General features: G+C 38.5%; 21 protein-coding genes. 14 read left to right on the forward strand and 7 right to left on the reverse strand.

Going from position 1 to position 24,589, the window contains the following annotated elements; genetic code table 11:
- Positions 1–202: 202 nt before the first annotated feature.
- Together mfd and ANA7108_RS0120740 are read left to right on the forward strand one after the other, a co-directional pair.
- Entirely contained in the window at positions 203–3,658 is a 3,456-nt protein-coding gene (mfd, locus tag ANA7108_RS0120735; protein ID WP_016952743.1) for a transcription-repair coupling factor, read from the forward strand.
- Between the two features lie 444 nt (positions 3,659–4,102).
- The gene (locus tag ANA7108_RS0120740) at positions 4,103–4,627 is read left to right on the forward strand and encodes a Ycf51 family protein (protein ID WP_016952744.1); all 525 of its coding nucleotides are present in this window, start codon (positions 4,103–4,105) and stop codon (positions 4,625–4,627) included.
- 74 nt (positions 4,628–4,701) lie between these two features.
- Here the strand turns inward: ANA7108_RS0120740 and ANA7108_RS30340 are convergent, their stop codons facing one another.
- The gene (locus ANA7108_RS30340) at positions 4,702–4,851 is read right to left on the reverse strand and encodes a hypothetical protein (protein ID WP_158318379.1); all 150 of its coding nucleotides are present in this window, start codon (positions 4,849–4,851) and stop codon (positions 4,702–4,704) included.
- Positions 4,852–4,939: 88 nt separating this feature from the next.
- Between ANA7108_RS30340 and ANA7108_RS0120750 the strand changes: the two genes are divergently transcribed.
- The 4 genes from ANA7108_RS0120750 to ANA7108_RS0120770 all read left to right on the forward strand — a co-directional run bounded on the left by ANA7108_RS0120750 (position 4,940) and on the right by ANA7108_RS0120770 (position 10,208).
- A complete protein-coding gene (locus ANA7108_RS0120750) occupies positions 4,940–6,100 on the forward strand; it encodes an iron-containing alcohol dehydrogenase family protein (protein WP_016952746.1) in 1,161 nt (386 codons plus the stop codon).
- A 153-nt stretch (positions 6,101–6,253) separates the two neighbouring features.
- On the forward strand, positions 6,254–7,459 hold the full coding sequence (locus ANA7108_RS0120760) for an aspartate aminotransferase (RefSeq protein WP_016952748.1): 1,206 nt from the start codon (positions 6,254–6,256) through the stop codon (positions 7,457–7,459).
- 242 nt (positions 7,460–7,701) lie between these two features.
- Positions 7,702–8,775, forward strand: a complete 1,074-nt coding sequence (locus ANA7108_RS0120765; RefSeq protein ID WP_237741533.1) for a DUF1350 family protein — start codon at positions 7,702–7,704, stop codon at positions 8,773–8,775.
- A 617-nt stretch (positions 8,776–9,392) separates the two neighbouring features.
- Positions 9,393–10,208, forward strand: a complete 816-nt coding sequence (locus ANA7108_RS0120770; protein ID WP_016952750.1) for a hypothetical protein — start codon at positions 9,393–9,395, stop codon at positions 10,206–10,208.
- A gap of 163 nt (positions 10,209–10,371) precedes the next feature.
- Here the strand turns inward: ANA7108_RS0120770 and ANA7108_RS0120775 are convergent, their stop codons facing one another.
- Positions 10,372–11,682, reverse strand: coding sequence for an O-antigen ligase (locus tag ANA7108_RS0120775; RefSeq protein ID WP_016952751.1), 1,311 nt, complete (start codon positions 11,680–11,682; stop codon positions 10,372–10,374).
- The gene (locus ANA7108_RS0120780; RefSeq protein WP_016952752.1) at positions 11,664–12,506 is read right to left on the reverse strand and encodes a YaaW family protein; all 843 of its coding nucleotides are present in this window, start codon (positions 12,504–12,506) and stop codon (positions 11,664–11,666) included. The genes ANA7108_RS0120775 and ANA7108_RS0120780 overlap by 19 nt, the downstream gene beginning before the upstream one ends.
- Positions 12,507–12,741: 235 nt before the next feature.
- Here ANA7108_RS0120780 and ANA7108_RS0120785 point away from each other — a divergent pair, with 235 nt between their 5' ends.
- From ANA7108_RS0120785 to ANA7108_RS0120800, 4 genes are all read left to right on the forward strand, one after another.
- Positions 12,742–13,809, forward strand: coding sequence for an NAD(P)/FAD-dependent oxidoreductase (locus tag ANA7108_RS0120785; protein ID WP_016952753.1), 1,068 nt, complete (start codon positions 12,742–12,744; stop codon positions 13,807–13,809).
- A 492-nt stretch (positions 13,810–14,301) separates the two neighbouring features.
- Positions 14,302–14,679, forward strand: a complete 378-nt coding sequence (locus tag ANA7108_RS0120790) for a hypothetical protein (protein WP_016952754.1) — start codon at positions 14,302–14,304, stop codon at positions 14,677–14,679.
- Between the two features lie 573 nt (positions 14,680–15,252).
- Positions 15,253–15,642 (forward strand): hypothetical protein, encoded by a 390-nt coding sequence (locus tag ANA7108_RS0120795; RefSeq protein ID WP_016952755.1) that lies wholly within the window; start codon positions 15,253–15,255, stop codon positions 15,640–15,642.
- 40 nt (positions 15,643–15,682) lie between these two features.
- Positions 15,683–16,582 carry a bestrophin family protein gene (locus ANA7108_RS0120800; RefSeq protein ID WP_016952756.1) on the forward strand — a complete coding sequence of 300 codons (900 nt, stop codon included), beginning with the start codon at positions 15,683–15,685 and terminating at the stop codon, positions 16,580–16,582.
- 32 nt (positions 16,583–16,614) lie between these two features.
- Here ANA7108_RS0120800 and ANA7108_RS0120805 read toward each other — a convergent pair whose 3' ends face one another.
- Together ANA7108_RS0120805 and rppA are read right to left on the reverse strand one after the other, a co-directional pair.
- A complete protein-coding gene (locus ANA7108_RS0120805; protein WP_016952757.1) occupies positions 16,615–16,995 on the reverse strand; it encodes an Hpt domain-containing protein in 381 nt (126 codons plus the stop codon).
- Between the two features lie 63 nt (positions 16,996–17,058).
- On the reverse strand, positions 17,059–17,748 hold the full coding sequence (rppA, locus tag ANA7108_RS0120810; RefSeq protein ID WP_026104349.1) for a two-component system response regulator RppA: 690 nt from the start codon (positions 17,746–17,748) through the stop codon (positions 17,059–17,061).
- A 55-nt stretch (positions 17,749–17,803) separates the two neighbouring features.
- On the opposite strand from rppA, the gene hisG reads away from it, so the two are divergent.
- Positions 17,804–18,436, forward strand: coding sequence for an ATP phosphoribosyltransferase (hisG, locus tag ANA7108_RS0120815; RefSeq protein WP_026104350.1), 633 nt, complete (start codon positions 17,804–17,806; stop codon positions 18,434–18,436).
- Between the two features lie 474 nt (positions 18,437–18,910).
- On the opposite strand, the gene ANA7108_RS0120820 is transcribed toward hisG, so the two are convergent.
- The gene (locus ANA7108_RS0120820) at positions 18,911–19,126 is read right to left on the reverse strand and encodes a hypothetical protein (protein ID WP_016952760.1); all 216 of its coding nucleotides are present in this window, start codon (positions 19,124–19,126) and stop codon (positions 18,911–18,913) included.
- A 225-nt stretch (positions 19,127–19,351) separates the two neighbouring features.
- Positions 19,352–19,780 carry a Fur family transcriptional regulator gene (locus ANA7108_RS0120825; RefSeq protein ID WP_016952761.1) on the reverse strand — a complete coding sequence of 143 codons (429 nt, stop codon included), beginning with the start codon at positions 19,778–19,780 and terminating at the stop codon, positions 19,352–19,354.
- A gap of 175 nt (positions 19,781–19,955) precedes the next feature.
- Between ANA7108_RS0120825 and ANA7108_RS0120830 the strand changes: the two genes are divergently transcribed.
- From ANA7108_RS0120830 to ANA7108_RS0120840, 3 genes are all read left to right on the forward strand, one after another.
- Positions 19,956–20,489, forward strand: coding sequence for a peroxiredoxin (locus tag ANA7108_RS0120830; protein ID WP_016952762.1), 534 nt, complete (start codon positions 19,956–19,958; stop codon positions 20,487–20,489).
- Positions 20,490–20,850: 361 nt separating this feature from the next.
- Positions 20,851–22,206, forward strand: a complete 1,356-nt coding sequence (gene gor, locus ANA7108_RS0120835) for a glutathione-disulfide reductase (protein WP_016952763.1) — start codon at positions 20,851–20,853, stop codon at positions 22,204–22,206.
- Between the two features lie 438 nt (positions 22,207–22,644).
- Positions 22,645–24,525 (forward strand): ABC transporter ATP-binding protein, encoded by a 1,881-nt coding sequence (locus ANA7108_RS0120840; protein WP_026104351.1) that lies wholly within the window; start codon positions 22,645–22,647, stop codon positions 24,523–24,525.
- The last annotated feature ends 64 nt before the right edge of the window (positions 24,526–24,589 follow it).

Below are 24,589 nucleotides of genomic sequence, written 5' to 3' on the forward strand. Positions count from 1 at the left end.
CCGCTGTGAAAAGCGAAGTTAGCTCAAACCCTAGTATCTAGTATTAAAGACGTTTTTATAAATGCTTTGAGTATACATAAAGTGGTAGTTATGATTATGCCTTTTTATTCACAAAGCGGCTGTTAACCCTTTTAGAATAGTTAATATAAACTTCTTATAGATTTTCTTACCCCTTAACGACTTCCAAATAAGCTAAGAATTTATGGCTTTTTATTCTATTGTGCGTGCTTTGGCGCGATCGCCTCTCACCGCAGAACTAATTACTAAACTCAACAAAAAAAAGGAATTGCGGTTAAATGGCATTTCACGTCTACCGAAGGGGCTGGTAGCTTCAGCTTTAGCAACCCATGAAGACAAGGATTTGTTTGTGGTGTGTGCCACTCTAGAGGAAGCTGGCCGGGTTTTCGCGCAAATGGAAGCAATGGGGTGGAAAAATGTCCACTTTTACCCTACATCTGAAGCTTCTCCTTATGAACCTTTTGACCCAGAAAATGAGCTAAATTGGGGTCAAATGCAGGTTTTGGCTGATTTGGTCAGTAGGGGCGCAAAAACTCCGCCAAGTCCAAAAATGGCAATTATTGCGACTGTGGGCGCTTTACAGCCGCATTTACCACCGCCAGCAGCATTTAAATCTTTCTGTCTAACTTTGAAAAAGGGGCAGGAATTTGATTTAGATGCTTTTAGCAAAAAAATCACCATGCTGGGGTATGAACGAGTTCCTTTGGTGGAAACGGAAGGACAATGGAGTAGACGCGGGGATATTGTCGATGTGTTTCCGGTGTCCTCTGAGTTACCTGTGCGTTTGGATTGGTTTGGAGATGATATTGAACAAATTCGGGAATTTGACCCCTCTACTCAGCGTTCTGCACTGGATAGGATTAACGAAATAACTCTTACTCCTACTAGCTTTGCACCGATTATTTTAGACGCACTTAAAGATAGTGAGGAATTAAATAGCGACTCAGAAATATTAGAAGGTAGTCGGCGGTTTTTGGGGTTAGCTTTTGCAAAACCTGCTTCTCTACTGGACTATTTACCAGACAATACTCTCCTGGCTATTGATGAGCCTGAACAATGTTATGCTCATAGCGATCGCTGGGTGGAAAATGCTCAAGAACAATGGGAACTCTTAACAGGGAACGGGGAAAATGACCAATTACCTAAAATTCACCGTTCGTTTGATGAGTGCATAGCTGAAACTGGGAATTTTAACAAGTTATATTTATCGGAATTGGCTGAAGAAAATGATGGTCTCAATTTAGCTAGTAGACCTTTACCTGTGACACCGCACCAATTTGCTAAGTTAGCTGAGACAATAAGACAAGAACGCGATCGCAATTTTTCGATTTGGTTACTTTCTGCTCAACCTTCCCGTTCGGTTTCTCTCCTCCAAGAACACGATTGTCCCGCGCAGTTTATCCCCAATCCCCGCGATTATCAAGCTATTGATAAACTGCAAATTAATCATACACCTACCGCGCTTAAATATTCCGGTTTGGCAGAATTAGAAGGTTTTATTTTACCTTCTTTCCGTTTGGTTATTGTCACCGATAGAGAGTTTTATGGACAGCATTCTTTAGCTAATTTTGGCTATGTCCGTAAACGTCGTCAAGTTGCATCTAAACAAGTTGATCCCAACAAATTGCGTCCAGGGGATTTTGTTGTACATCGTAGTCATGGAATTGGTAAATTTGTCAAGTTAGAAAGTTTGACAATTAATGATGAAACCCGTGATTATTTAGTTGTTCAATATGCCGATGGTTTGTTAAGAGTTGCTGCTGACCAAGTTGGTTCTTTGTCTCGTTTCCGCGTCAGTGGAGATAAAGCCCCGGAATTACATAAAATGACCGGAAAAGCTTGGGATAATACTAAGAACAAAGTCCGCAAAGCGATTAAGAAATTGGCGGTAGATTTGTTAAAGTTGTATGCAGCACGTTCTCAACAACAAGGTTTTTCCTATCCCGCAGATATGCCTTGGCAAGAAGAAATGGAAGATTCTTTCCCTTACCAACCTACCACAGATCAGCTAAAAGCTGTACAAGATGTCAAACGGGATATGGAAAGCGAAAGACCGATGGATCGGTTAGTATGTGGTGATGTCGGTTTTGGCAAAACGGAAGTTGCAATTCGGGCTATTTTCAAAGCTGTCACCGCAGGAAAGCAAGTTGCACTTTTAGCCCCAACGACAATTTTAACTCAACAACATTATCACACAATTAAAGAACGTTTTGCACCTTATCCTGTGAATGTCGGTTTACTGAATCGGTTTCGCAGTCCTGAAGAAAAACGCAATATTCAAAAGCGTCTGGCTACTGGAGAATTAGATATAGTTGTTGGTACACATCAATTATTAGGTAAAGGTGTCCAATTTAAAGATTTAGGACTTTTAGTAATTGACGAAGAACAAAGATTTGGCGTTAATCAAAAGGAAAAAATCAAAAGCCTCAAAACTCAAGTTGATGTTTTAACTCTTTCTGCAACTCCCATTCCCAGAACTTTGTATATGTCTTTATCGGGAATTCGGGAAATGAGTTTAATTACCACTCCACCTCCCACCAGAAGACCAATTCAAACTCATCTCGCACCTCTAAACCCGGAAATTGTCAGAAGTGCAATTCGTCAAGAATTAGATCGAGGTGGACAAGTTTTTTATGTAGTTCCGCGAGTAGAAGGGATTGAAGAAACAACCGCAAATCTGCGGGAAATGGTTCCAGGAGGAAGATTTGCGATCGCACATGGTCAAATGGACGAAAGCGAGTTAGAATCAACTATGCTGACTTTCGGAAATAATGACGCTGATATTCTTGTTTGTACGACAATTATTGAATCTGGTTTAGATATTCCGCGAGTTAATACCATCTTAATTGAAGATGCTCACCGTTTTGGTTTATCTCAATTATATCAATTACGTGGTCGTGTAGGACGTGCCGGCATTCAAGCTCACGCATGGTTATTTTACCCCAAACAACGAGAATTATCCGATGCAGCGAGACAAAGATTAAGAGCAATTCAAGAATTTACCCAACTCGGTTCTGGATATCAATTAGCAATGCGAGATATGGAAATTCGCGGTGTGGGTAACTTGCTAGGTGCAGAACAATCTGGTCAAATGGATGCAATTGGCTTTGATTTGTACATGGAAATGTTAGAAGAAGCAATTCGAGAAATTAGAGGTCAAGAAATACCCAAAGTTGAAGATACTCAAGTTGACCTTAATCTCACCGCATTTATTCCTTCAACTTACATTACCGATCTTGATCAAAAAATGAGTGCTTATCGGGCTGTAGCCACTGTAAAATCAAAATATGAATTAAAATTAATTGCTGCTGAATGGACTGATAGATATGGTGCTATCCCAGTTCCAGCAAATCAATTATTGCGAGTAATGGAATTAAAACAATTAGCCAAAAATCTGGGATTTAGCCGCATTAAACCAGAGAATAAACAGCACATTGTTTTAGAAACTCCCATGGAAGAACCAGCTTGGAATTTGTTAGCAGAAAACTTAACTCCAACCATGAAAACCCGGTTCGTTTATTCCCCTGGAAAAGTGACAGCAAGAGGTTTGGGAGTATTCAAAGCTGAACAACAATTGCAGACTTTAATCGAGACTTTTGGGAAAATGCAAGGTGCGATTCCTGAAACTGCTTTGGTTTAATTTATCAGTAGGTTGGGTTAAGCAACAACGCAACCCAACAAAAGTATTAATCATGTTATTTTGTCTTGGGGTTAAATCCCCATTGCAAAACTTAATTACAAAAGAAGGGAACAGGGAACAGGGAACAGGGAACAAATAAAAAACTAAAGTTTAAGAGTTTAAAGTTCAGTCAAAAAAAAGGATGTTTTTACAAGGAGAGTGACACGAAAAAAACAGTTTCATTATTTCAATCTCATGTTTTTAAACATGAGTTTTTTCTGTTAAGAGTTGCTTCCTGTTCCCTCTGAACAATTACCAATTACCAATTACCAATTACCAATTACCAATTACCAATTACCAATTACCAATTACCAATTACCAATTACCAATTACCAATTATTTATTTCCTCCTGCGGTACTGTTGTAAAAAGTAGGTAAAATGTGTATGTCCGTAATTAAAACCTTATGCCTAGTACAGCTGATTTTCTGCAATACACCCAATGGTCAGGTATTGCGACGATAGTATTTGCAGTCTTGACAATCCTGGCTTTCCTTCTTAAATTGGGCTTTCGCTTTCGACTGGTGGGAACAACAGGCTTTATGCTGGTACTAACAGCAGGTTTATTTTCACTTTCCCTTGTTCCTCTGACTCGCACAGTTATTCCGGGTGCTGTCAAGTACACGCTAGTTTATGACAACGGTTCTAACCAAACGGTAATTACAACCGCACCGGAAATTACTCCCACGCAATTAGAAGCAACTTTACGTCAAGCAGCTAGTAATCTCTATTCTCCTGGTCGCTTAGGTAGCGGCGGTAATAAGCAATTAACAGTTCGCGCCCGCACAATTATTCACCCAGAACCTGGGTTGTCTGTACCCCTGTACTTGGGTAAAGTAAACCGGACTTTAGCCAGTCGTGAAGACCCGGAAATGGCAGTAGAAGTTTATTTAGACAAGTTTGCCTCACTACCAAAACCTACAGATTCATAGGGAATAGGTGACAGGGGGCAGGGGGCAGGGGGCAGGTGACAGGTGACAGGTGACAGGGTGTAAGTAATTCTTAATTATCTCCCCCCATCTCCGCGTCCCCGCGTCTCCCCATCTCCGCGTCCCCGCGTCTCCCCATCTCCCCATCTCCGCGTCTCCCCATCTCCCCATCTCCGCGTCTCCCCATCTCCGCGTCCCCGCGTCCCAGTTTCTCCCCTGTTCCCCATTACACAATTTTTTGGTCATCTACAATACAATAGAGATTATTTAAAAATTTGATTAAGAAATATCAATAGTTTTGGCAAAATAGAGATCATGCCTAATCAACATCCTACTGAAACTTTGTCTACTCAAACAAAAGAATGTAGAGACCTGCCATGGAACGTCTCTACTGTTGCCCCTGGAAAAGTAATTCGCGGTGCAGGTGTGTTATCAACCGTTGCGGGTGAAGTTGCTAATTTGGGAACTCGTCCATTCATTGTCTCAGGAAATCAGACTCTCAGTCTTAGTCAAGAGAGTTTACAACCTCTTTTCCAATCTCCAGAATTACATCCTGTGTTGGTTTCCTATGGTGCTGATTGTTGTGAAGCTAGTCTCAAAGCTTTACGCAAAGCCGCTAAAGAACATAATGCTGATCTGATTATCGGTATTGGCGGTGGTAAAGCCCTAGATACTGCTAAATTAGTCGCCCACCAATTAACATTACCAGTGGTCACAATTCCTACGTCTGGGGCTACCTGTGCGGCTTGGACTGCCCTTTCTAATGTCTATTCAGAAACGGGAGCGTTTTTATATGATGTGGCTTTATCTTACTGTCCTAATTTGCTGATTTTGGATTATGATTTGGTTCAGACTGCACCCCCAAGAACATTAATAGCAGGAATTGGGGATGCGATCGCTAAATGGTATGAAGCCTCAGTGAGTAGTGGACATTTACAACAAACTCTCATTATTGCCGCAGTCCAACAAGCGCGAGTTTTACGAGATATTTTATTCCAAAAATCCGCTGCTGCATTACAGTCTCCCGGTAGCGAAATTTGGCAAGAAGTTGTAGACGCAACTGTACTCCTAGCTGGGGTCATTGGGGGACTCGGTGGGGCGCAATGTCGTACAGTTGCTGCCCATGCAGTTCATAATGGCTTAACCCATATTTCTGGGCATGGTAGCATTCACGGGGAAAAGGTCGCTTATGGTATCCTGGTACAACTGCGGTTAGAAGAAATGATCCAGGGAAATCAACTAGCAGCGTCAGCAAGACAGCAATTGTTGAAATTCTATGCAGAGATTGGACTACCCCAAAAATTAGCAGATTTGGGATTAGGTAATATCACTCTGGGTGAGTTACAAACAGCAGCAGAAATTAGTTTAGAACCTAATTCTGATATCCACCGTTTACCGTTTAACGTAGCGTTGGAACAATTGATGGCCGCAATGGTTTCTACCACTGCACCAAATCAATTAAAAATTAAAAATTAAAAATTAAAAATGGGTAATGGGTGATTGGTGATTGGGGAAAAGGTGATTGGGGAAAAGGTGATTGGGAAAAAAGCAAAAACATTCTCCCCTGCGCCCCTGCCCCCTGCCCCCTGCCCCCTACCTGTTCCCTGTTCCCTATTTTGAGGTGAAAGAATGAGTTTGAGTTGGATTTCTCCCGCAGAACGGATACAAAAATTGCCGCCTTATGTGTTTGCCCGTTTGGACGAATTAAAGGCTAAGGCTAGAGAACAGGGGTTAGATTTAATTGATTTGGGTATGGGCAACCCTGATGGTCCCACTCCTCAACCAGTCATAGACGCAGCCATAGCAGCTATGCAAAATCCTGCTAATCACGGTTATCCTCCATTTGAAGGAACTGCTAGTTTTCGCAAAGCTATTACCCAATGGTATCATCGCCGTTATGGTGTGACTCTTGATCCTGATAGTGAGGCTTTACCTTTACTTGGTTCTAAAGAAGGTTTGGGGCATTTAGCGATCGCCTATATTAATCCTGGTGATACTGTATTAGTGCCTTCACCTTCTTACCCTGTGCATTTCCGTGGTCCGATTATTGCTGGGGGAGTTATCCACAATTTAATTCTTAAAGAAGAAAATAACTGGTTAATTGATTTAGCTGCGATTCCTGAAGAAGTGGCTAGAAAAGCGAAAATCCTCTATTTCAATTATCCCAGTAATCCTACCGCAGCTACCGCCCCCCGCGAATTTTTTGAAGAAATTGTTGCTTTTGCGCGGAAGTATGAAATCCTTTTAGTTCATGATTTATGTTATGCAGAATTAGCTTTTGATGGTTATCAACCTACTAGTTTATTAGAAATTCCTGGTGCTAAGGAGATTGGTGTGGAGTTTCACACTCTCTCTAAAACCTATAATATGGCAGGTTGGCGCGTTGGTTTTGTTGTGGGAAATCGTCACGTTATCCAAGGTTTACGGACACTGAAAACCAATTTAGATTATGGCATTTTTTCGGCTTTGCAAACAGCAGCAGAAACTGCTTTACAACTTCCTGATTCTTATTTACATGAAGTTCAACAACGTTATCGCACCCGTCGAGATTTTTTAATTGATGGTTTGGGTAAGTTGGGGTGGAATATTCCTAAAACGGAAGCGACTATGTATTTGTGGATAAAATGTCCAGTGGGAATGAATTCTACAGATTTTGCTTTGAATGTTTTACAACAAACTGGGGTAGTTTTGACTCCTGGTAATGCCTTTGGTGTTGGTGGTGAAGGCTATGTAAGAATTAGTTTAATTGCAGATTGCGATCGCTTGGGTGAAGCTTTACAAAGATTCAAGGAAGCGGGTATTTGCTATCAATCAGAAGTTTCTGTTTCTGCGTGATGATTTTTGAATCAAAGTCTAGTGACAGCATAGGGTATTTATCCCCTGTTGGCGATTATTTCAGTTTGACTGCTCATTGAATGTAAAGAAATATTACGGATTTTGGTAATTGATATCTGTATTTACGTATTAAACCGTAAGTAAGAATGCTGGTTACTGTTGGTTTAATTGTTGCTAACAATTCTGACCTTCAACTATGTGACGGGTCAATTTACCCTAAAAATCAAAATATGCAAGTAAAAATGAAATTTCAACCAATCTCTCACAGTTGGGTAGCAGTAAATCCCCAGCCTCAAGGGGTAGTTCAATTTATTGGAGGTGCTTTTTTTGGGACTTTTATACCGATGATATTTTATCGGTCTTTGCTTCAGTCTTTATTTGAACAGGGCTATACAATAGTTATTTATCCATTTAATTTTACTTTTAATCATTATGTAGAAGCTGGTTTTTTAATTAAAGAACAATATGCTGTCATTCCCGAACTGGTGAGAATAGCCACAAAAAATCTGTATGAATACGAAAACTATTTAGAAAACACGAATTATTATTGGTTAGGTCATAGTATTGGCTGTAAATATATTTCCCTGTTAGAAGGATTTTCAGCCTTACCACAAAATGCCGAAGCAAGAGATAAATTTATCCGTGATTTAATTACTAAAAATCAAGAAACTCGGAATTTTACGGCTGACAGTGTGATTGCTGACATAGAATTATTGATTGCTGAACTTAAACGTGAATATATTCAGGGAAAAAATCTAATTGAATATTACATCAGCCAAGCTCTTCAATATCAATCTCAAACTATTAAACTGAAACCTGAAGATGTGACAATTGACAAAATATTTATTAAAGGACAAGCTTCGGTTCTTTTAGCTCCGGTTAATAGTGGTACTGATAGTGCGATTCCTAAGCCATTAGCAGGAATAGTTGATAAAATTGGTTTAGGAGTAAAGCCTATTCCATCTCTCACATTTGAGATCATAAAAAAAGCTAATTTATTTAATTTATTAGGTTTAATTGCCTTTGATCAAGATACCAAATTAGCTTTTTCTACAGTTAAATGGTTTGATCATAACTATGGTGACAAAAATGGTGATAATCATCATCCAGATTATCAAGATTTTCGTTTTACCCGCAATGGTGGACACCTAAGACCCCTTAGTTTGCGTATTGGTAATATAGTGTTTAATTTTCCTGATAGTGTCCAGGTAAGTTTAATTGAACCAGTCGCAAGTCGGATTGAAGATTTTGAAATTTATGTCACTAAGTTATTTAAGAATCTTGATCAAAAGCGCCGAGAGCAAGATAAAAGTTAATTCAGAGGGAACAGGGGGAACTAAGCTTTAAACTCAGAACTAAAGTTTTAATAAATAGGACACTTTCTGTTCCTTGTTCCATTTTTTTGTAAATTCAATTGCTAATTTTGCCCTCATCAAAACTGATCCCAAAAGTAAATTCCTAGCTATAAAAAGTAGAGATGTTGTATTGTATAACGTTTCTACTTTTTAGTATTTAAGCCTGATTTATTAAAAAAACCAAAATTATTTAATAACCTTTATTTATTAAATTATTTTTTAATATAGATGTATGCAAATTATTCATATTTACTAATCCAAATTAGTGAATCAATTTGCGTAAACGACAAAATATATCGTGAATAACTATTTAGAGAACAATGCTCAAATTAATTTGGGTAAGTATCTACTAACAAGACTGAATCCAATTCAATACTGTTTGGTTAAGAATTTTTGTAGGTTGGGTTGAACAAAGTGAAACCCAACAAATGCCTCTAAATGTTGGGTTATGCCTTCGGCACACTACGTGTTCACGAAGTGTCCTGTAGGGATACGTTCCTTAACCCAACCTACATTATTTAATTTTTTGAGCTTAACCGACAAGTATTGGAATCCAATTAATGTAAACAGGAAAAAAAATGCTGAAAAAGTTTATTGGTTTCTTTGCTACTATTCTCAGCTTCGTCATGTTGTTTGGTGGTGTAAATGTTGCCTTAGCAGATACAACTCCTATTCCTAGCGCTACACCTGATGCTATATCTGCTCCACCCTCTAATGCTACTAAAACAACATTAGGGATTACCACTATTTACAGCACCCCAGAACAACAAAAAAAAGGAGTTACAGTTTATGAAGAGACACTTAAATATGGCATAGCTGTTCCTTTCCAATTACCCCCAGGATTCCGAATTCCTGCTAATAAAAAAGTATTTGATACGCTAGTAGTCCCAAAACTTGTAGATGTTCTTGGTGATGGTTCAGTTACTAAAGCTGCATTTGATTTCCAAGCAGCAGCAGCAGCAACAAGTGGTAATCAATTGTTTAATATTGATGCTCCTCTAGGACAAAAACTATATAGTGTTGTCGCTGGAAAACCTTCTCAACAATGTCCTCTGCAAATTGAAGATACCCAAATTTCTTTCTTTACAGATGTAAATAAAGCATCTGCACAAGCTAAGACTCTTGATACCCAAGGTTATTTTATCTATGTTTCTCCTGTGAGACAATTACGCAGGAAAGTCCTTGATGCTCTTTACGACCAATACAAAGATGGTAATAAAAATGAAACTTGCTTCTTAGTTAATGGTGCTACTGAGAAGATTACTGTGAATTTCCAAGACATATTCACTCTTCTACCTCCTAATTTACAACAGCCAGCACGGGAAACTCCTTTTATTTTCTACCCCAAATTTGGTAAAAACTTGTATATCTTGAATGCGAGACAGTCAGCTTAGTATTGTCATTTAGCTAAGTCTGTCAAACTTAATTAATCAGGGGTGTCATGGAAATTGCTAAAATTTCATGACCCTCTTTTTTAATGCTTTGGGTTATTGTGATTATTTATGGAAGAAAACCCCAGAAAATCCTTGATCATCTTGGGTTAAGAGTCGCTCAACTCTATTCTCTGTTAGCTGTTTCCGGTTTCCTATGATATTGATACATAACCCCGCATAATGCAGCAACAAAAACCCAAGAGAGAGTATTTAACCGAATATCAAAAGTGGTGACATCAACGGTATTAAATAATATCCAACCGATAAAGGTGATCAGATAACTGAAGAAAATTAATCTATTTTCTGATTCTATAGATTTTGATTTCCATAAAAGTTGACTAGCGGTGATTATTATCCAAGCGAGTAAACCACAAAATAGCAAAGTAGTAATTAATCCAGTTTCGGCAGACAGCATTAAAAATAAGTTGTGAGGATGATTGACATCAATTTGCATCTGGGCTTTATAGAGTCCGCTAAAACTACGTAAACCTGAACCAGTTAAAGGATGTTGTTGAGTTAAATTAAGAGCAAATTCCCATTGGGTTTTTCGCATTAACGCTACTGGTCTATCAGGATACATATCATCATTTAACCGCGCCCAAATCCCGTAGGGAAGGAAGTTACGGAAAAATTGAGCAATCGGTGCAGGTGCAAAAGCTGCTAATAAAAAACTACTAGCAATACTGACAACAGCCGCAACAATTAACCGCCAACCTTGATATAAAGCATAGGCTAAACAAGCACTAATAGCGATGACCCAACCATTACGAGAATTAGTTAAAATCAAGGCGATGAAATTGGCTAAGACTGTAATTGTTAAGCAGATAATCAGACGATTTTTTTGCTTAAGTTTGTGATAGTTTTCTAGCCATAAACCTAAACCTAAAATAAAAATAGTTACTAAATATGCGGCTAAAGTATTAGCGTGCATGAAATTAGCAGCCATGCGTCCTGGTGGTAATCCTCCTGGTGCAACTGTCCAATCTAAAACAATCCATAAAAACTGAATTTGCAAATTCAAACCGAAAAATAATTGCCCAAAGCCTATTATTAAAACCGGGACAGAACCAACTACCATGATCCAAGATATTTGTCGTAATTGGGCAGGTGTTTGGATAATGGGAGTGAGTCCAGTAAAAAACAAAAAGAAGGGTACTAAATTGAATAAACCCAAAAAAGCATCTAGTTTGTGATCGGCAAATCCGGTGGTAATGAGTAGTAATATACTCAAAAAAGCAAATCCCTTGTGAATTGGGCGATTGCTAATAATATGGTATTGTTTGCGCCAAGTTAGCAATGATGCCACAACTATAGAAATACCACCCAAAAATGGACTAATTGGGAAAGAGAGTAGTCCAAATTGGAGAAAATTCCAAGGGATTTGTAAACGGGGATTTGGATGATAAAAAGCCTTGTTCAAGCTGGCTCCCAACATTCTGCACGGGTGAGACGAATTTGCGCTAGAGTGAAGATAGTAGGAATAATTCGACCGTAATTAGTTGCGATCGCTCTCCACCCCAAATCAGCTAAAAACCAAGTCCACATCATTGGTCCAACAATAGCAAAGATGCTGCGAACTGCACCATAACGAGCCGCACTCAAAGTCATACTCCGTCGTGCCATTTGGGCTGTTATATAACCTTGAAATTGTTTGCTGGCTACTTCTGTTCCTGTAATTGCTGCTTGTTTAGCCACTTCATAAGTAGCAAAATGGATAGCAAATTGTTTGGCTATTTGTTGCAGCACAAATGGTTGGATGACAGAAGTTACAGCTAAGGCGCTACCAGCTTTAAAAATTAATCCTAAAGGATCTTTTTGTAATGATAGTGGTAAAGGTTGTTTAAGTTCTGATGTTAAAAGCTGTTGCTGCACTTGTGTAGTTAATTTTTGCTTTTCTTGTTCTGGTAGCTTTTTCCAAACTTTTCCTAGCAGTTGCAAGAATATTTCTGCTTCTAAATCAACCGTTGTTAAATTTTGATAATAGGCAATTTTTAGATACTTACAAACCTGAATTAATGTTTGTCGGTAAGTAACTTGATAACTACGTCCACGTAATACCGTCATTCCATCAGCTGCTAAAAAACGAAAGCGGTTTTCTATGGTGTCTAACCAAGCTTCATGGTTTTGACTTTGCACCGCAATGGGTTCTGGTGTGTGAACATAATCTAGGGGATTGAACTTACGACTAAACAGAATAGCTGTTAAGTCCTGTAGTTCCTCTTCTGTGGCTAACTCTAGTACTGGCCTCAGTTCATCCAATTTCTGATCCTCCCTTTTGTGCAGATTATCTGTACTTTATTCTACTATCAGCTTTCGGCAGTCATAAAATCAGGATAAAGTGCCAAGCCTAATAGTCACCAAGTAGGGTTATTATCATAAACTTGGTATGAAACTCAGATCCAGAGAGACTTTCAACTTTGTTAACAGTTCCCTGCTAAATGATCAAACCTGAACATTAGCTTTTCTCATCTAAAATCTAAAATCCCAAAATAGTATGACTGATATTGCCATAATTGGTGCTGGAATATCTGGTTTAGTCTGCGCCCAGCAATTGCGTCAAGCTGGTTATTCGGTGGTAGTTGTCGAAAAGTCTCGTGGTGTGGGGGGAAGAGTCGCTACACGCCGTTTACAGGGAACTTGTGCTGATCATGGTACTTGTTATCTTCAGCCTCAAGGTGAATTGTTGAGCAGGTTTGTAGAGATGTTATGCGATCGCCATATTATCAAACTTTGGACTGATACCGTTGATAAATTCCAGGTAGACTCAGGACTCAGGACACAAAAAGCTGGATTATACTATGTTGCACCAGCGGGAATGAGTGCGATAGCGAAAGCGCTAACTCCAGATTTAGAAATTTTATTCCATCAACGTGCGATCGCTCTTAACACTACCCCAGAAAATACATGGCGGATTACCCTAGAATCCAATCAAGCCGAATTAACCGCCAAAGCGGTAGTAGTCGCTATCCCTTCACCCCAAGCTTGGGATTTATTAGCACCTTTAGAAAAAACTATATTAGATGTTGAATTTTTAGATCGTCTGCATTCTGTCCAATTTGACCCTTCTATTAGTGTGATGATGGGATATTCTGCCGATTCCCAACCTCTTCCCAACTGGAAAGCGTTAACTTTTGTTGATCATGCAGATTTAGGATGGATTGGATTCGATAGTAGCAAGCGTCTCCATTCACAACAGCCTCATTTTGTATTACAAAGTAGTGCTAAACTTGCCCAAACTCATCTAGAAACCCCAGATTTACAACCAGTAGGACAATATATGTTAGAAAAAGCTGCTGAATCTTTAGCGCTTCCCTGGCTGAAAAATCCTGAATGGATGCAAATACATCGCTGGCGTTATGCCTTTCCTCGCATTCCTTTAGATGTAACTTGTTTATCTGCAAATACTTCCCCACCTCTAGTTTGCTGTGGTGATTGGTGTGGTGGCAATCTAGTAGCAGGCGCAATGCTTTCTGGACTTGCAGCTGCTAGTGAAATTGATCATCAACTACAAAATCTACTTCTAGATCATGTCAATTTTTTAGACCTTTTGGAGGATGTTTAATTCTTCATCCCAATCCTTAGGGAGGTTGTGAAGACCTTTTAGGTTGGGTTAGACATGATAATTAACTGATAACGCTCATCGATAAATCACCAAATCGCGTCTTTACCCAATATCCACTTTCGCAAGTATAACTAATCAACCAAATTTGACATTAATAATTGATGATCCCCAATAGCTTATGCTGCGTTTTATGTAGATTTTTCACTAAATTATTGTAAATTGGGAATAATTAGTTTTAAAGCTACAGAATGTCACCAATTGATTAGTCTCTTGAGTTTTTTTAGATATTTTATACTTTAGTTTTAGTATAAATTGAAACTAAAATTCAGAAAAGATTAACAATCTCATATTTCGTCAGGATCAAATAGTTGATTAGGGGTATGGAGTCTGATCCGGAAACTGCTTCTAATTGCTTATCATTACAAAATCTACATTCAGATAACTTTTTTGTAGCACCAATCATTGACTCGATTAAAAAGGAGATGATCAATTATGAAAACAGCAATCAAGTTAACACATAAATCAGTCATCGGCGAAATTGAAAGTGTTTTAGATACATATCCATACCAACCTTATCAACAAGTTTTTGCCATTCCTGATTTACGCCAAGAACTGGTTTCCTTTGTTATTAATCGGCTTCCTGGATTTTACAGCGAAACTTCTGATAGTCAAACTCCCCTAGCTGATGATAAAAAAGATAGCTGTTTAAATCACAAGTTATCCCGGAATCCTTTGGAACAACAATTACACCTCCAGCATTTAATTCACCAAGGCATTTTCTCGATTATCCAAGAAAAAGGAGATTCGATTAGTCGTCAACTGTGTGAAACTGTTCAACTAGGTTGTCAACCTTCTCACTGGTTTGGTTGATACCTTGAAAGACAATTTTCAGCAGTCAACTTGTACCTTAATACAATTCAATTAAGCCTAAAACTCAGCTATGTAGGTTGGATTTCCCACAAACTGTAAGCTACTTTCAGTGTCTACTTTCTAGCCAACCCATGTAGCTGCGTTTTTATAGCTTTGTACCATGAACTTAATATTTCTTAATAAGAAGATAAGTTATTTAACAATTACTTTTGAGGTGCAGTCCATTTTTATAGGACTTGCGTAAGTGTCACACCAAAAATCTATTGTAGGGTGTGGTTCGGCAAGCTCACCAACCACGTCAGACTGCATAAATCTAGTAAATAAACAGATTTTTGATATCTGACGCACCCTACCAATGTGCCAGTTGCGTAAGTCCTGTTTTATTTATTCAAGTTTATTTATGCAAGCTAAGGGTTGGAAACCCACACAGGTAACAGTCTGCGTGGTGATAATTACTAACCTCCTCGCGCAAAATCTCAGTTAAAGGATATTTGCTTTATTTTTTCTTACTCCTGTATACTGATTTTCATCAGTCTATAGAATCTTTACCAGTTAGCCGGCGAGATGTAAAAAATGTCAAAAGTGAAACTTGAAGTGCAATTATCCTCACAAGAATTGCTCAAGGCTGTTGAGCAGTTAAAACAACAAGATTTAGAAAAACTTGTATCTCAAATTATTATTCTACAGGCTCACAAAAAAGCTGATACATTACTCAAAAATGAAGCGGAATTGTTTATACACAACAATCAAGATATTCCTCCTACTTTTCTGAATTATCATAATAAATTAATAGCCAAAAAAGAAGAAGAAAAACTTACAGATGAGGAATATAAAGAGTTATTGTATCTCAGTGAACAGATAGATAAACTACAGGCACATCGCTTAGAATATTTAGCAAATTTGGCACTTTTACATGGTATTTCCTTAACCAAATTAATGCAAAATTTAGGATTTCAGACCTAAAATATGTCTATTTGGCAAGTATGTTTTTGATAGTAAAAGCATGAAAGAGCATAAAAGAAAAGGCTTCCATATTGTCTTACAGTTTAAAGGTTCAGTAATTGGAGCAATTTATCAAGATGTTCTCTGGTGTGGAGCTTTTGGCGTATTAGTCTCTGTACTTTATGATTTCAAATTGCCAGTTTCCCAACCTATTTTAGGAAGTATTATCCCCAGTATCGTCTTAGGCTTATTACTAGTATTTCGTACAAATACAGCTTATGAACGTTTTTGGGAAGGTAGAAAAATCTGGGGTTCTCTAGTAAATACTACCCGAAATTTAGCAAGACAAATATGGGTATCTATTGATGAAAAAGAACCAGAAGATAAAGATTCTAAAATTAATGCTTTATATTTACTTGTTGCTTTTGCTATAGCAACAAAAATGCATTTGCGAGGAGAAAGTATAGATAGTGAATTAGAAGAATTAGTTCCAGATGTTAAGTTTATTAAATTAAAAAATATGAATAATCCTCCCATAGAGGTGGCTTTTTGGATTGGAGATTATTTACAACAACAATATAAACATAATTGCATCAATAGCCACCAGTTAGTAGCTATGCAAGAGTTATTAAATAATTTGGTGGATAATTTAGGAGCTTGCGAGCGAATATTAAAAACACCAATTCCTCTGGCTTATGCTATTCATCTCAAACAATTATTATTACTATATTGCTTACTACTACCCTTTCAAATAGTACAAAGCCTTGGTTGGTGGACTGGATTAATTTCTGCTTTAGTTAGCTTTACTCTATTGGGTATTGAAGCTATTGGTTTAGAAATTGAAAACCCCTTTGGATATGATACCAATGACTTACCACTAGATACGATTTGTCAAACCATGAAACTGAATATGGACGATTTAATTAGTCTTACTCCCAGCGTCCAACATAAAGAAATTTAAAGTTGTATAGATATCGATTATCTGGTTTATGTTTACTTGCTCTTGCATTCCCATTGTAGTGCAGCCTCGACTTGCTCATATTCTGTTATAGCTTGGGATAGCAATAGCGGCGCATCGTTTGTATTGCTATCACGTCCCAATTTTTCTAATTGCTTACACAGTAAAGATAAGTTTTTCGCTCCAACAATCGCACTACTAGATTTAAGAGAATGAGCTTCTAATTGCAGTGTTTTTGCGTTCTCTTGAATAATAGCATTACTCAACGATTGCAACCGTTTGGGAGTATCTTCCAAATAAGAATCAATAATTTGCATAAATTCTTCGGTGATGTTGTTGCAAATAGTTTTTTTTAATTCGTTTAATGTAATCTGATCAAGCACGTTATTCGGTATAAATTCAGATTTTTTATCCATAGTAAAAATTGCTAGTTAAGACTGGCATTATTCTGGCATTATTCTGGCATTATTCTGGCATTATTATACAATTGTAGAGCCGAAACGATAGCCTTTACCATAGACTGTATGAATCAGAATAGATTCATGATCTACCTCAATTTTACGACGCAACAAGCGAATTAATGCTGCTATCACATTGCTACCAGGTTGCTCTTGATCTTGCCACAAATGTTCCATGATTTGTGCATGAGTCAACAATTGTCCAGTATTTTCCATCAAATATTGCAACAGTTGTCCTTCTTTTTGCGATAGTTCAATAATTCGTCCTTGACGATAAGCGACTTGATTTTCTACATCAAGTTCTAAATCAGCTACCACTAAGCGTCCTGCTGTGTTGCTGTATGACTCTACCCCAGAACGACGCAACAAAGCACGAACCCTAGCTAATAATTCCCGCAATTCAAAGGGTTTGACTAAATAATCATCTGCACCAGCATCTAAACCTTGTACACGGTCATCTAGAGTATCTTTAGCAGTGAGAAACAGCACAGGAGTGGTTTTAGCTTGTTGTCGTAATTCCTGGCAAATTTCTAACCCTGTTTTTCCTGGCAACATCCAATCTAAAATTAGTAAATCATAGCTGTCAGCTTGTGCAAATTTGCTGCCGCTTATTCCATCATAAGCAGCATCAACAATATAACCCTCGCGAGTTAAAACACGACTCAAGGGGTCAGTTAATTCAACTTCATCATCGACTAATAAAATTCTCATGCTGCTTGTACTAAGCATATAATAAACCGCAAAGACAAAGACACCAGGAAAAAGAATGCTGACTGTTGCACTACCAAAAGGGGAATTACTTAAAAATAGCATCTGCCTGCTGCAATCGGTGGGATTAGATTTTAGTGCTTTTTTAGATTCTGGAACCCGTCAACTGCAAATTCCTGATGCTAGTGGACAAGCGAAGGCACTACTAGTAAGGGCGCAAGATGTACCTGTGTATGTAGAATATGGTCAGGCACAGCTTGGTATTGTAGGTTATGATGTACTGAGTGAGAAAAAGCCGCAAGTTGCACAATTAGTAGATTTGCAATTTGGTTATTGTCGGATGTCAGTAGCAGTAAAAGCCTCCAGTCCCTACAAATTGCCCGTAGATTTACCTACTCATGGTCGAGTTGCTTCTAAGTATGTCAATTGTGCGCGGGAATATTTTCAAAGTCTGGATTTACCTGTAGAAATAGTTCCTTTGTATGGTTCAGTTGAACTCGGTCCGATTACGGGGATGTCTGAGGCGATTGTAGATATAGTTTCTACAGGAAGGACGTTGAACGAAAACGGTTTGGTGGAGATTGCTACTTTGTATGAAAGTACAGCCCGATTAATTGTTCATCCTTTGAGTTATCGCCTGAATATGGGTAATTTGCACCAATTGGTAGAACAGATAAGAGAGGGAGTTTAACTAATTACGGCGTTGCTGAATAAGAGGATGATTGAGGCTGACGCGGGGACACTCCAGACGCTCCAGACGCGGTGATTATCTATTGATGCGGATTCTCAAATCATCCCGCAATTATGCAATGCCCTAATTACTAATTCTTAATTTTGGGTTTTAATTACTCTTTTCCCTTTGGGAGAGGTTAACGCCAACTTCTATCTGTGGCTTTGTTTCAGTTGGGGTCTCAATCTCCGTTGGCAACAGTCTTTAATTATGAAGGAGTTTAAAAGTTATTAGTTATACTCATTTCTTGTGAGGATGGATAGAATCCCTAGGCTGAAAATTATTGCCATATAAGAATTTGAAACCTAGTCTTTCTATTTAAATTTACAGCTAGTTAGTATAACTATTAACTGTACAGCCATCTGCAAAACCGGGGCATATTTGATTTTTTCCAGAAAATTTCTGTTGATTCTCTTGTCAACAATAGCAACTTATTTAGCGATCGCTAGAGATTTTGTCTACTACCTGGATACGACCTCTAACAACGCGGCGTAAAAGTCTGTTGAGTGCTTCCTCCTCTTCTTCTGCCAGGCGCTCATCCAAAATAGCTGCCATTAGTCCGTAGCGATCTGCTTTGGTCAGAACTCCAGTATCAGCAGAAGCAGCAATAATTTCGGAAACAGCACCTGGCAGAAGCTTAATGTTAGACATGGTGGATGGCTTTCAACTCTACAACTTTAATATCTCCTGAATTCTCTACCATTGGAGTGATTATTACATCTATATAAATGTGAGAATTATCAGTTATGTTGGTGATAGCACTGGGGATAATTGAGTGATACGAATCACACACTTAAGTAAAAATACACTTTTTCTTACTTATCTATGATCAGATGTCGCGTCTGTAAATCCTCTTTTTTCATGTCCAAACTATGATCAGAACCGCTGATTATTACAGCGATCGCACAAACCCTGTACAGTAACTTCATAGGTTTCGCCACGCAAACCAGGACGTAGACTCTTAAGTTCTATACAGTGAAAAGTTTCCCAGGCAATATCTTCAATTGCACCACATTGATGACAGCAGAAGTGATGATGGGGTTCAACATTAGCGTCGTAGCGAGAAACCCCTTCTTCCAACAGTACTTCCCGCACCAAACCAACTTCTCTTAACGCTTGCAGAGAACTATAGATCGTCGCTTGAGACGAGACTGGAGCATCTTTATTCAAGTCGGTGAGAATTTGCTCAACTGTTGGGTGATCGGTGCGAAATAGTAAATTTGCATAGACCGCAAACCGCTGAGGAGTTACCCTCAAACCCTTAGACTTTAAGGTTTGAATAATTGCGTTTGCTTGTTGCTGCATACCTGTAGCTGCATTGGATAAATTCTTAATTAGACTTTATCATATTATTGAATTAATATCAAATTTAAATTTATAAATTCAATAAGTATTTATATCTATTGAATTTTTATTAAATAAGAATTATTCTGAGATATGTCAGCGACAAGTTCACACATCAATTTATTAAGAGGTCAACATGGCTGTTATTGAAAGAGTTCCCAACGTTACATTCAAAACCCGTGTCCGTGACGAGTCCATTGGTGGACCAAACCCCTTCCGTTGGCAAGATCGCACTACCCAAGAACTTTTTGCTGGCAAGCGCGTAGTTGTGTTTTCATTACCTGGGGCTTTTACTCCCACCTGTTCCACTTCACACCTGCCCCGTTATGAAGAACTCTATAAAGACTTCAAAGCTTTAGGAGTTGATCAAGTTATTTGTATATCTGTTAATGATGCCTTTGTGATGTACCAATGGGGCAAACAACAAGGCGCTGAAAATGTATTTTTGCTTCCCGATGGTAATGGTGAATTTACCCGTAAAATGGGAATGTTAGTTGATAAGTCTAATTTAGGCTTTGGATTGCGTTCTTGGCGTTATTCAATGGTGGTGAATGACGGTAAAATTGAAAAGATTTTCATTGAACCAGGTTTCGATGATAACTGTCCCACCGATCCCTTTGAAGTTTCCGATGCAGATACCATGTTAGCTTATCTGAAAGGTGCTGCTTAATTCGTAATAAATAGGTTATATAGCAATTACCATTCAAGTGAGGTACAACCTGTAATAATTAAACGCAGCGAAAAGTTCCTCGAAGCCGGGTTTCCCGGCGTAGGAAACTTTTCAAGACAGATGGACGCAGATAAACGCAGATGATTTTGTACTTCACTCTTCCCAGGAAAAGCTATAGATATAGTAATCCTAATTGATTCGTGAAAATATTTGAGGGTGGGAATTGCCCACAAAAAAAGAGATTTTTTCCCAATCATTTAGGATTGCTATGAAAATCTGCAACAATTGCCAAACCTTTAATTACGAATTATTCATTCAAGATTTTTAATTTAAAATCCAAAACCTAAAATCTAAAAGTGATATGACCTACGATTTTGACTTATTTGTAATTGGTGCTGGTTCAGGTGGAATTGCCACAGCTAGACGTGCCGCCGAATATGGCGCTAAAGTAGGCATTGCCGAGTTTGATAGACTGGGAGGTACTTGCGTTAATCGTGGTTGTGTCCCTAAAAAACTCATGGTTTATGCTTCTCATTTTTCTGAGTTGTTTACAGATGCTCAAGGATACGGCTGGAGTTCTGTGGAAAGTTCTTTAAATTGGGAAAAAATGATTACGGCGGTCAATAATGAAGTGATTCGCCTGAATGGTATTTATCAAGGAATGCTGGATAAGTCCAAAGTTGAACTTTTGCAGGGACATGGTAAATTAGTCGATGCTCATACAGTTATAGTCGGAGAACGCCAAATTACCGCCGACAAAATTCTCATTGCTGTGGGTGGCTATCCAGTCAAGCCAAACATTGAGGGCATCGAATACGCTATTACCTCCGATGATATTTTTAACCTTAAAGAACAGCCAAAGCGAATTGTGATTTTGGGTGGGGGTTATATAGGTACAGAATTTGCTTGTATCCTCAATGGACTCGGAACCGAAGTCACCCAGATAATTCGTGGTGAAAAGATTTTGCGTGGTTTTGATCAAGATTTGCAGACTGAAATTCAGCAAGCAATGAGTAACCACGGCATTAAAATTATCAATAAAATCCAAAATATAGCAATTGAGAAAAGTGCAGAAGGCGTTAAAGTAACTGTTAGCGGGGCTGAGGGTTTAGAGGAAACAATAATTGCGGATGCTGTCAGTTTAGCTGCAACTGGTCGCAAACCAAACACCCAAAAATTGGGTTTAGAAAATACCAAAGTCCAATTGCACGATGATGGATCAATTATTGTTGATAAATATAGTTGCACAGATGAAGAAAATATCTATGCAGTCGGAGATTGTAGCAACAAAATTAACCTGACTCCAGTAGCGATTAATGAAGGACGAGCTTTAGCTGATACCGTATTTGGTGGCAAGTCTCGCACCATGAGTTATGAAAATATACCTACAGCCATCTTTACCACACCAGAAGCTGCAACTGTGGGTTTGACTGAAGCAGAAGCTAGGGAACAATATGGGGAAACGGTGAAAATTTATCGCAGTCGCTTCCGACCAATGTACTACACCTTAGCAGGTAAAGACGAAAAAACGATGATGAAGTTGGTGGTAGATGGAAATACCGATAAGGTGCTGGGAGCGCATATGGTGGGAACAAATGCAGCGGAAATTATTCAAGGAATAGCGATCGCTCTGAAGATGGGTGCAACTAAAGCTAACTTTGATGCTACAGTAGGTATCCATCCTAGTTCAGCCGAAGAATTTGTCACCATGCGCTAAAAATTCAGTTATAGCAATTACCATTCAAGTGAGGTACAAGCTGTAATAATTAAACGCAGCGAAAAATTCCTCGAAGCCGGGTTTCCCGGCGGAGGAAACTTTTCAAGGTAGATGGACGCAGATAAACGCAGATGATTTTGTACTTCACTCTTCCTAGGAAACGCTATATCAGATTAAAAGTTGGGTTAAATAACAAAACCCAACCTATTTTTGATTAAATTTACGTACTAGACCAATAACAATGGAGAGAAATTAAAAAAACTTTCCTAATTATTCTTGTGCTATTCACAACTTCTGAAACAACACCTTTAATTTCGCTTACCAGCATCATATTTATCTAGTAATAAAAAAAATTGTATTAATTTTTTCATACCCGATTGCCAAATTAAATAGTAAATTTGTATGGATAAAGCCTAAATTTCAATTATCTTTATAATTATGGTCATCTATCAATCCCCGAAAAAATCTCACAAACAATACCGTCGGCGTGAAAATGACTGGCGGTTATTTTTGCGTCTAGTACCCTATGCCCGACGTAGTAGGCTACTACTGACGTTTTCAATGTCTTTACTAATCCCCATTGCCTTAGCTAATGCCATTCAACCATTATTGATTGGACAGGCAATATCTCTGATTCGTCAAGAACCCAGCACCTATGAATTTCTCAAAAATCGCTCCCTCTGGCAAGGTTTAGGAATCCTGCAAGGATTTTTTTTGGGAGCAATGATCATTAGATTGTCACTCACAGGTATTCAAGGTTATCTGGTACAGAAACTAGGACAAAAAATCACTGCTGCAATCCGTGAGGATTTATTTCACCATGTTACATCTCTAGCAGTGCGGTTTTTTGATCGCACACCAGTAGGTAAACTAATTACTAGACTGACAAGCGATGTAGAAAGCCTAGGAGATGTATTTGCAACAGGAGCCATTGGTATTGTCTCCGATTTATTTTCTATGGTGGTGATTATTGGTTTGATGTTTTCTCTTCAGTGGCAACTTGCTGGATTGCTGCTGTTAATTCTCTTACCAATCACCTGGGTAATTATTTACTTTCAGCAGCAGTATCGTCAAGCAAATTATAAAGCCCGTGAAGAACTGTCAAAACTAAATTCTCAATTGCAAGAAAACATTGTTGGCATTAATGTTGTGCAGTTATTCCGCAGGGAAAAATTTAATGCAGAATTGTTTCGCACCACAAATAAGCAATATGTCAAAGAATTAGATCATACAATTTGGTATGATTCTGCTGTTTCAGCAACCCTAGAATGGGTTAGCCTGATTGCCATTGCTGGTGTGTTGTGGATTGGTGGTTCATTGCTATTAGATAATAATATCACTTTTGGGATTTTATCAGCATTTATTTTATATGCTCAACAATTATTCGATCCTTTACGGAATTTTGCAGAAAAATTTACTGTAATTCAATCTGGTTTCACTGCTATTGAAAGAGTGAGTGATATTTTAGATGAACGAATAGAAATCAGCGATATTCTTAATCCTCAGCCTGCAAGTTTGAATTTTAATCTTGGTTACATCGATGAGATCATTGAGAGTCTAGAATCCCGGAAATTTCCCTCTCCAGATCAACTTGGAGAAATTTGCTTTGAACACGTCTGGTTTGCTTACAAAGACGATGATTATGTAATTAAAGACTTAGACTTTACTATTCATCCTGGGGAAAAAATCGCCTTAGTTGGACCTACAGGTGCGGGTAAAAGTTCAATTATCCGGCTTTTGTGTCGTCTTTATGAACCCACACAAGGACGCATTTTGATTGATGGTGTAGATATCCGTGAGATACCACAAGCAGAACTGCGGCGTTATATGGCAGTGATTTTACAAGAAGCCTTTTTGTTTGCAGGTGATGTTAAAAGTAACATTACTTTAGGAGATAGTTACACATTTGCCGAGATTCAACAAGCTGCTGAAAAGACTAATATTGCTGAATTCATTAATGAATTACCCCAAGGCTATGATACTCAATTACGAGAACGAGGGACAAATATTTCTAGTGGACAAAAACAACTTTTAGCCTTTGCTCGTGCGGCAATTCGTAACCCACAAATTTTAGTATTAGATGAAGCTACCGCTAGTTTAGATGTAGGAACAGAAGCTTTAGTTCAACAGGCATTAAATCAGCTTCTAGTAAAACGAACTGCGATTATTATTGCTCACCGTTTGTCTACAATTCGTAATGTAGACCGGATTTTTGTTTTGAAGCGTGGGGAATTAATCGAACAGGGAAGCCATGAACAATTGCTAGAAAAAGGAGGACTCTATGCCACATTGCATAACTTGCAGATGCTGGGGACTTAGGAGATGCGGTGAAGTCGGGACGCGGAGACACGGGGACGCGGAGACACGGGGACGCGGGGAAAAT

The organism is Anabaena sp. PCC 7108 (assembly GCF_000332135.1).
Classification (GTDB): Bacteria; Cyanobacteriota; Cyanobacteriia; order Cyanobacteriales; family Nostocaceae; genus Anabaena.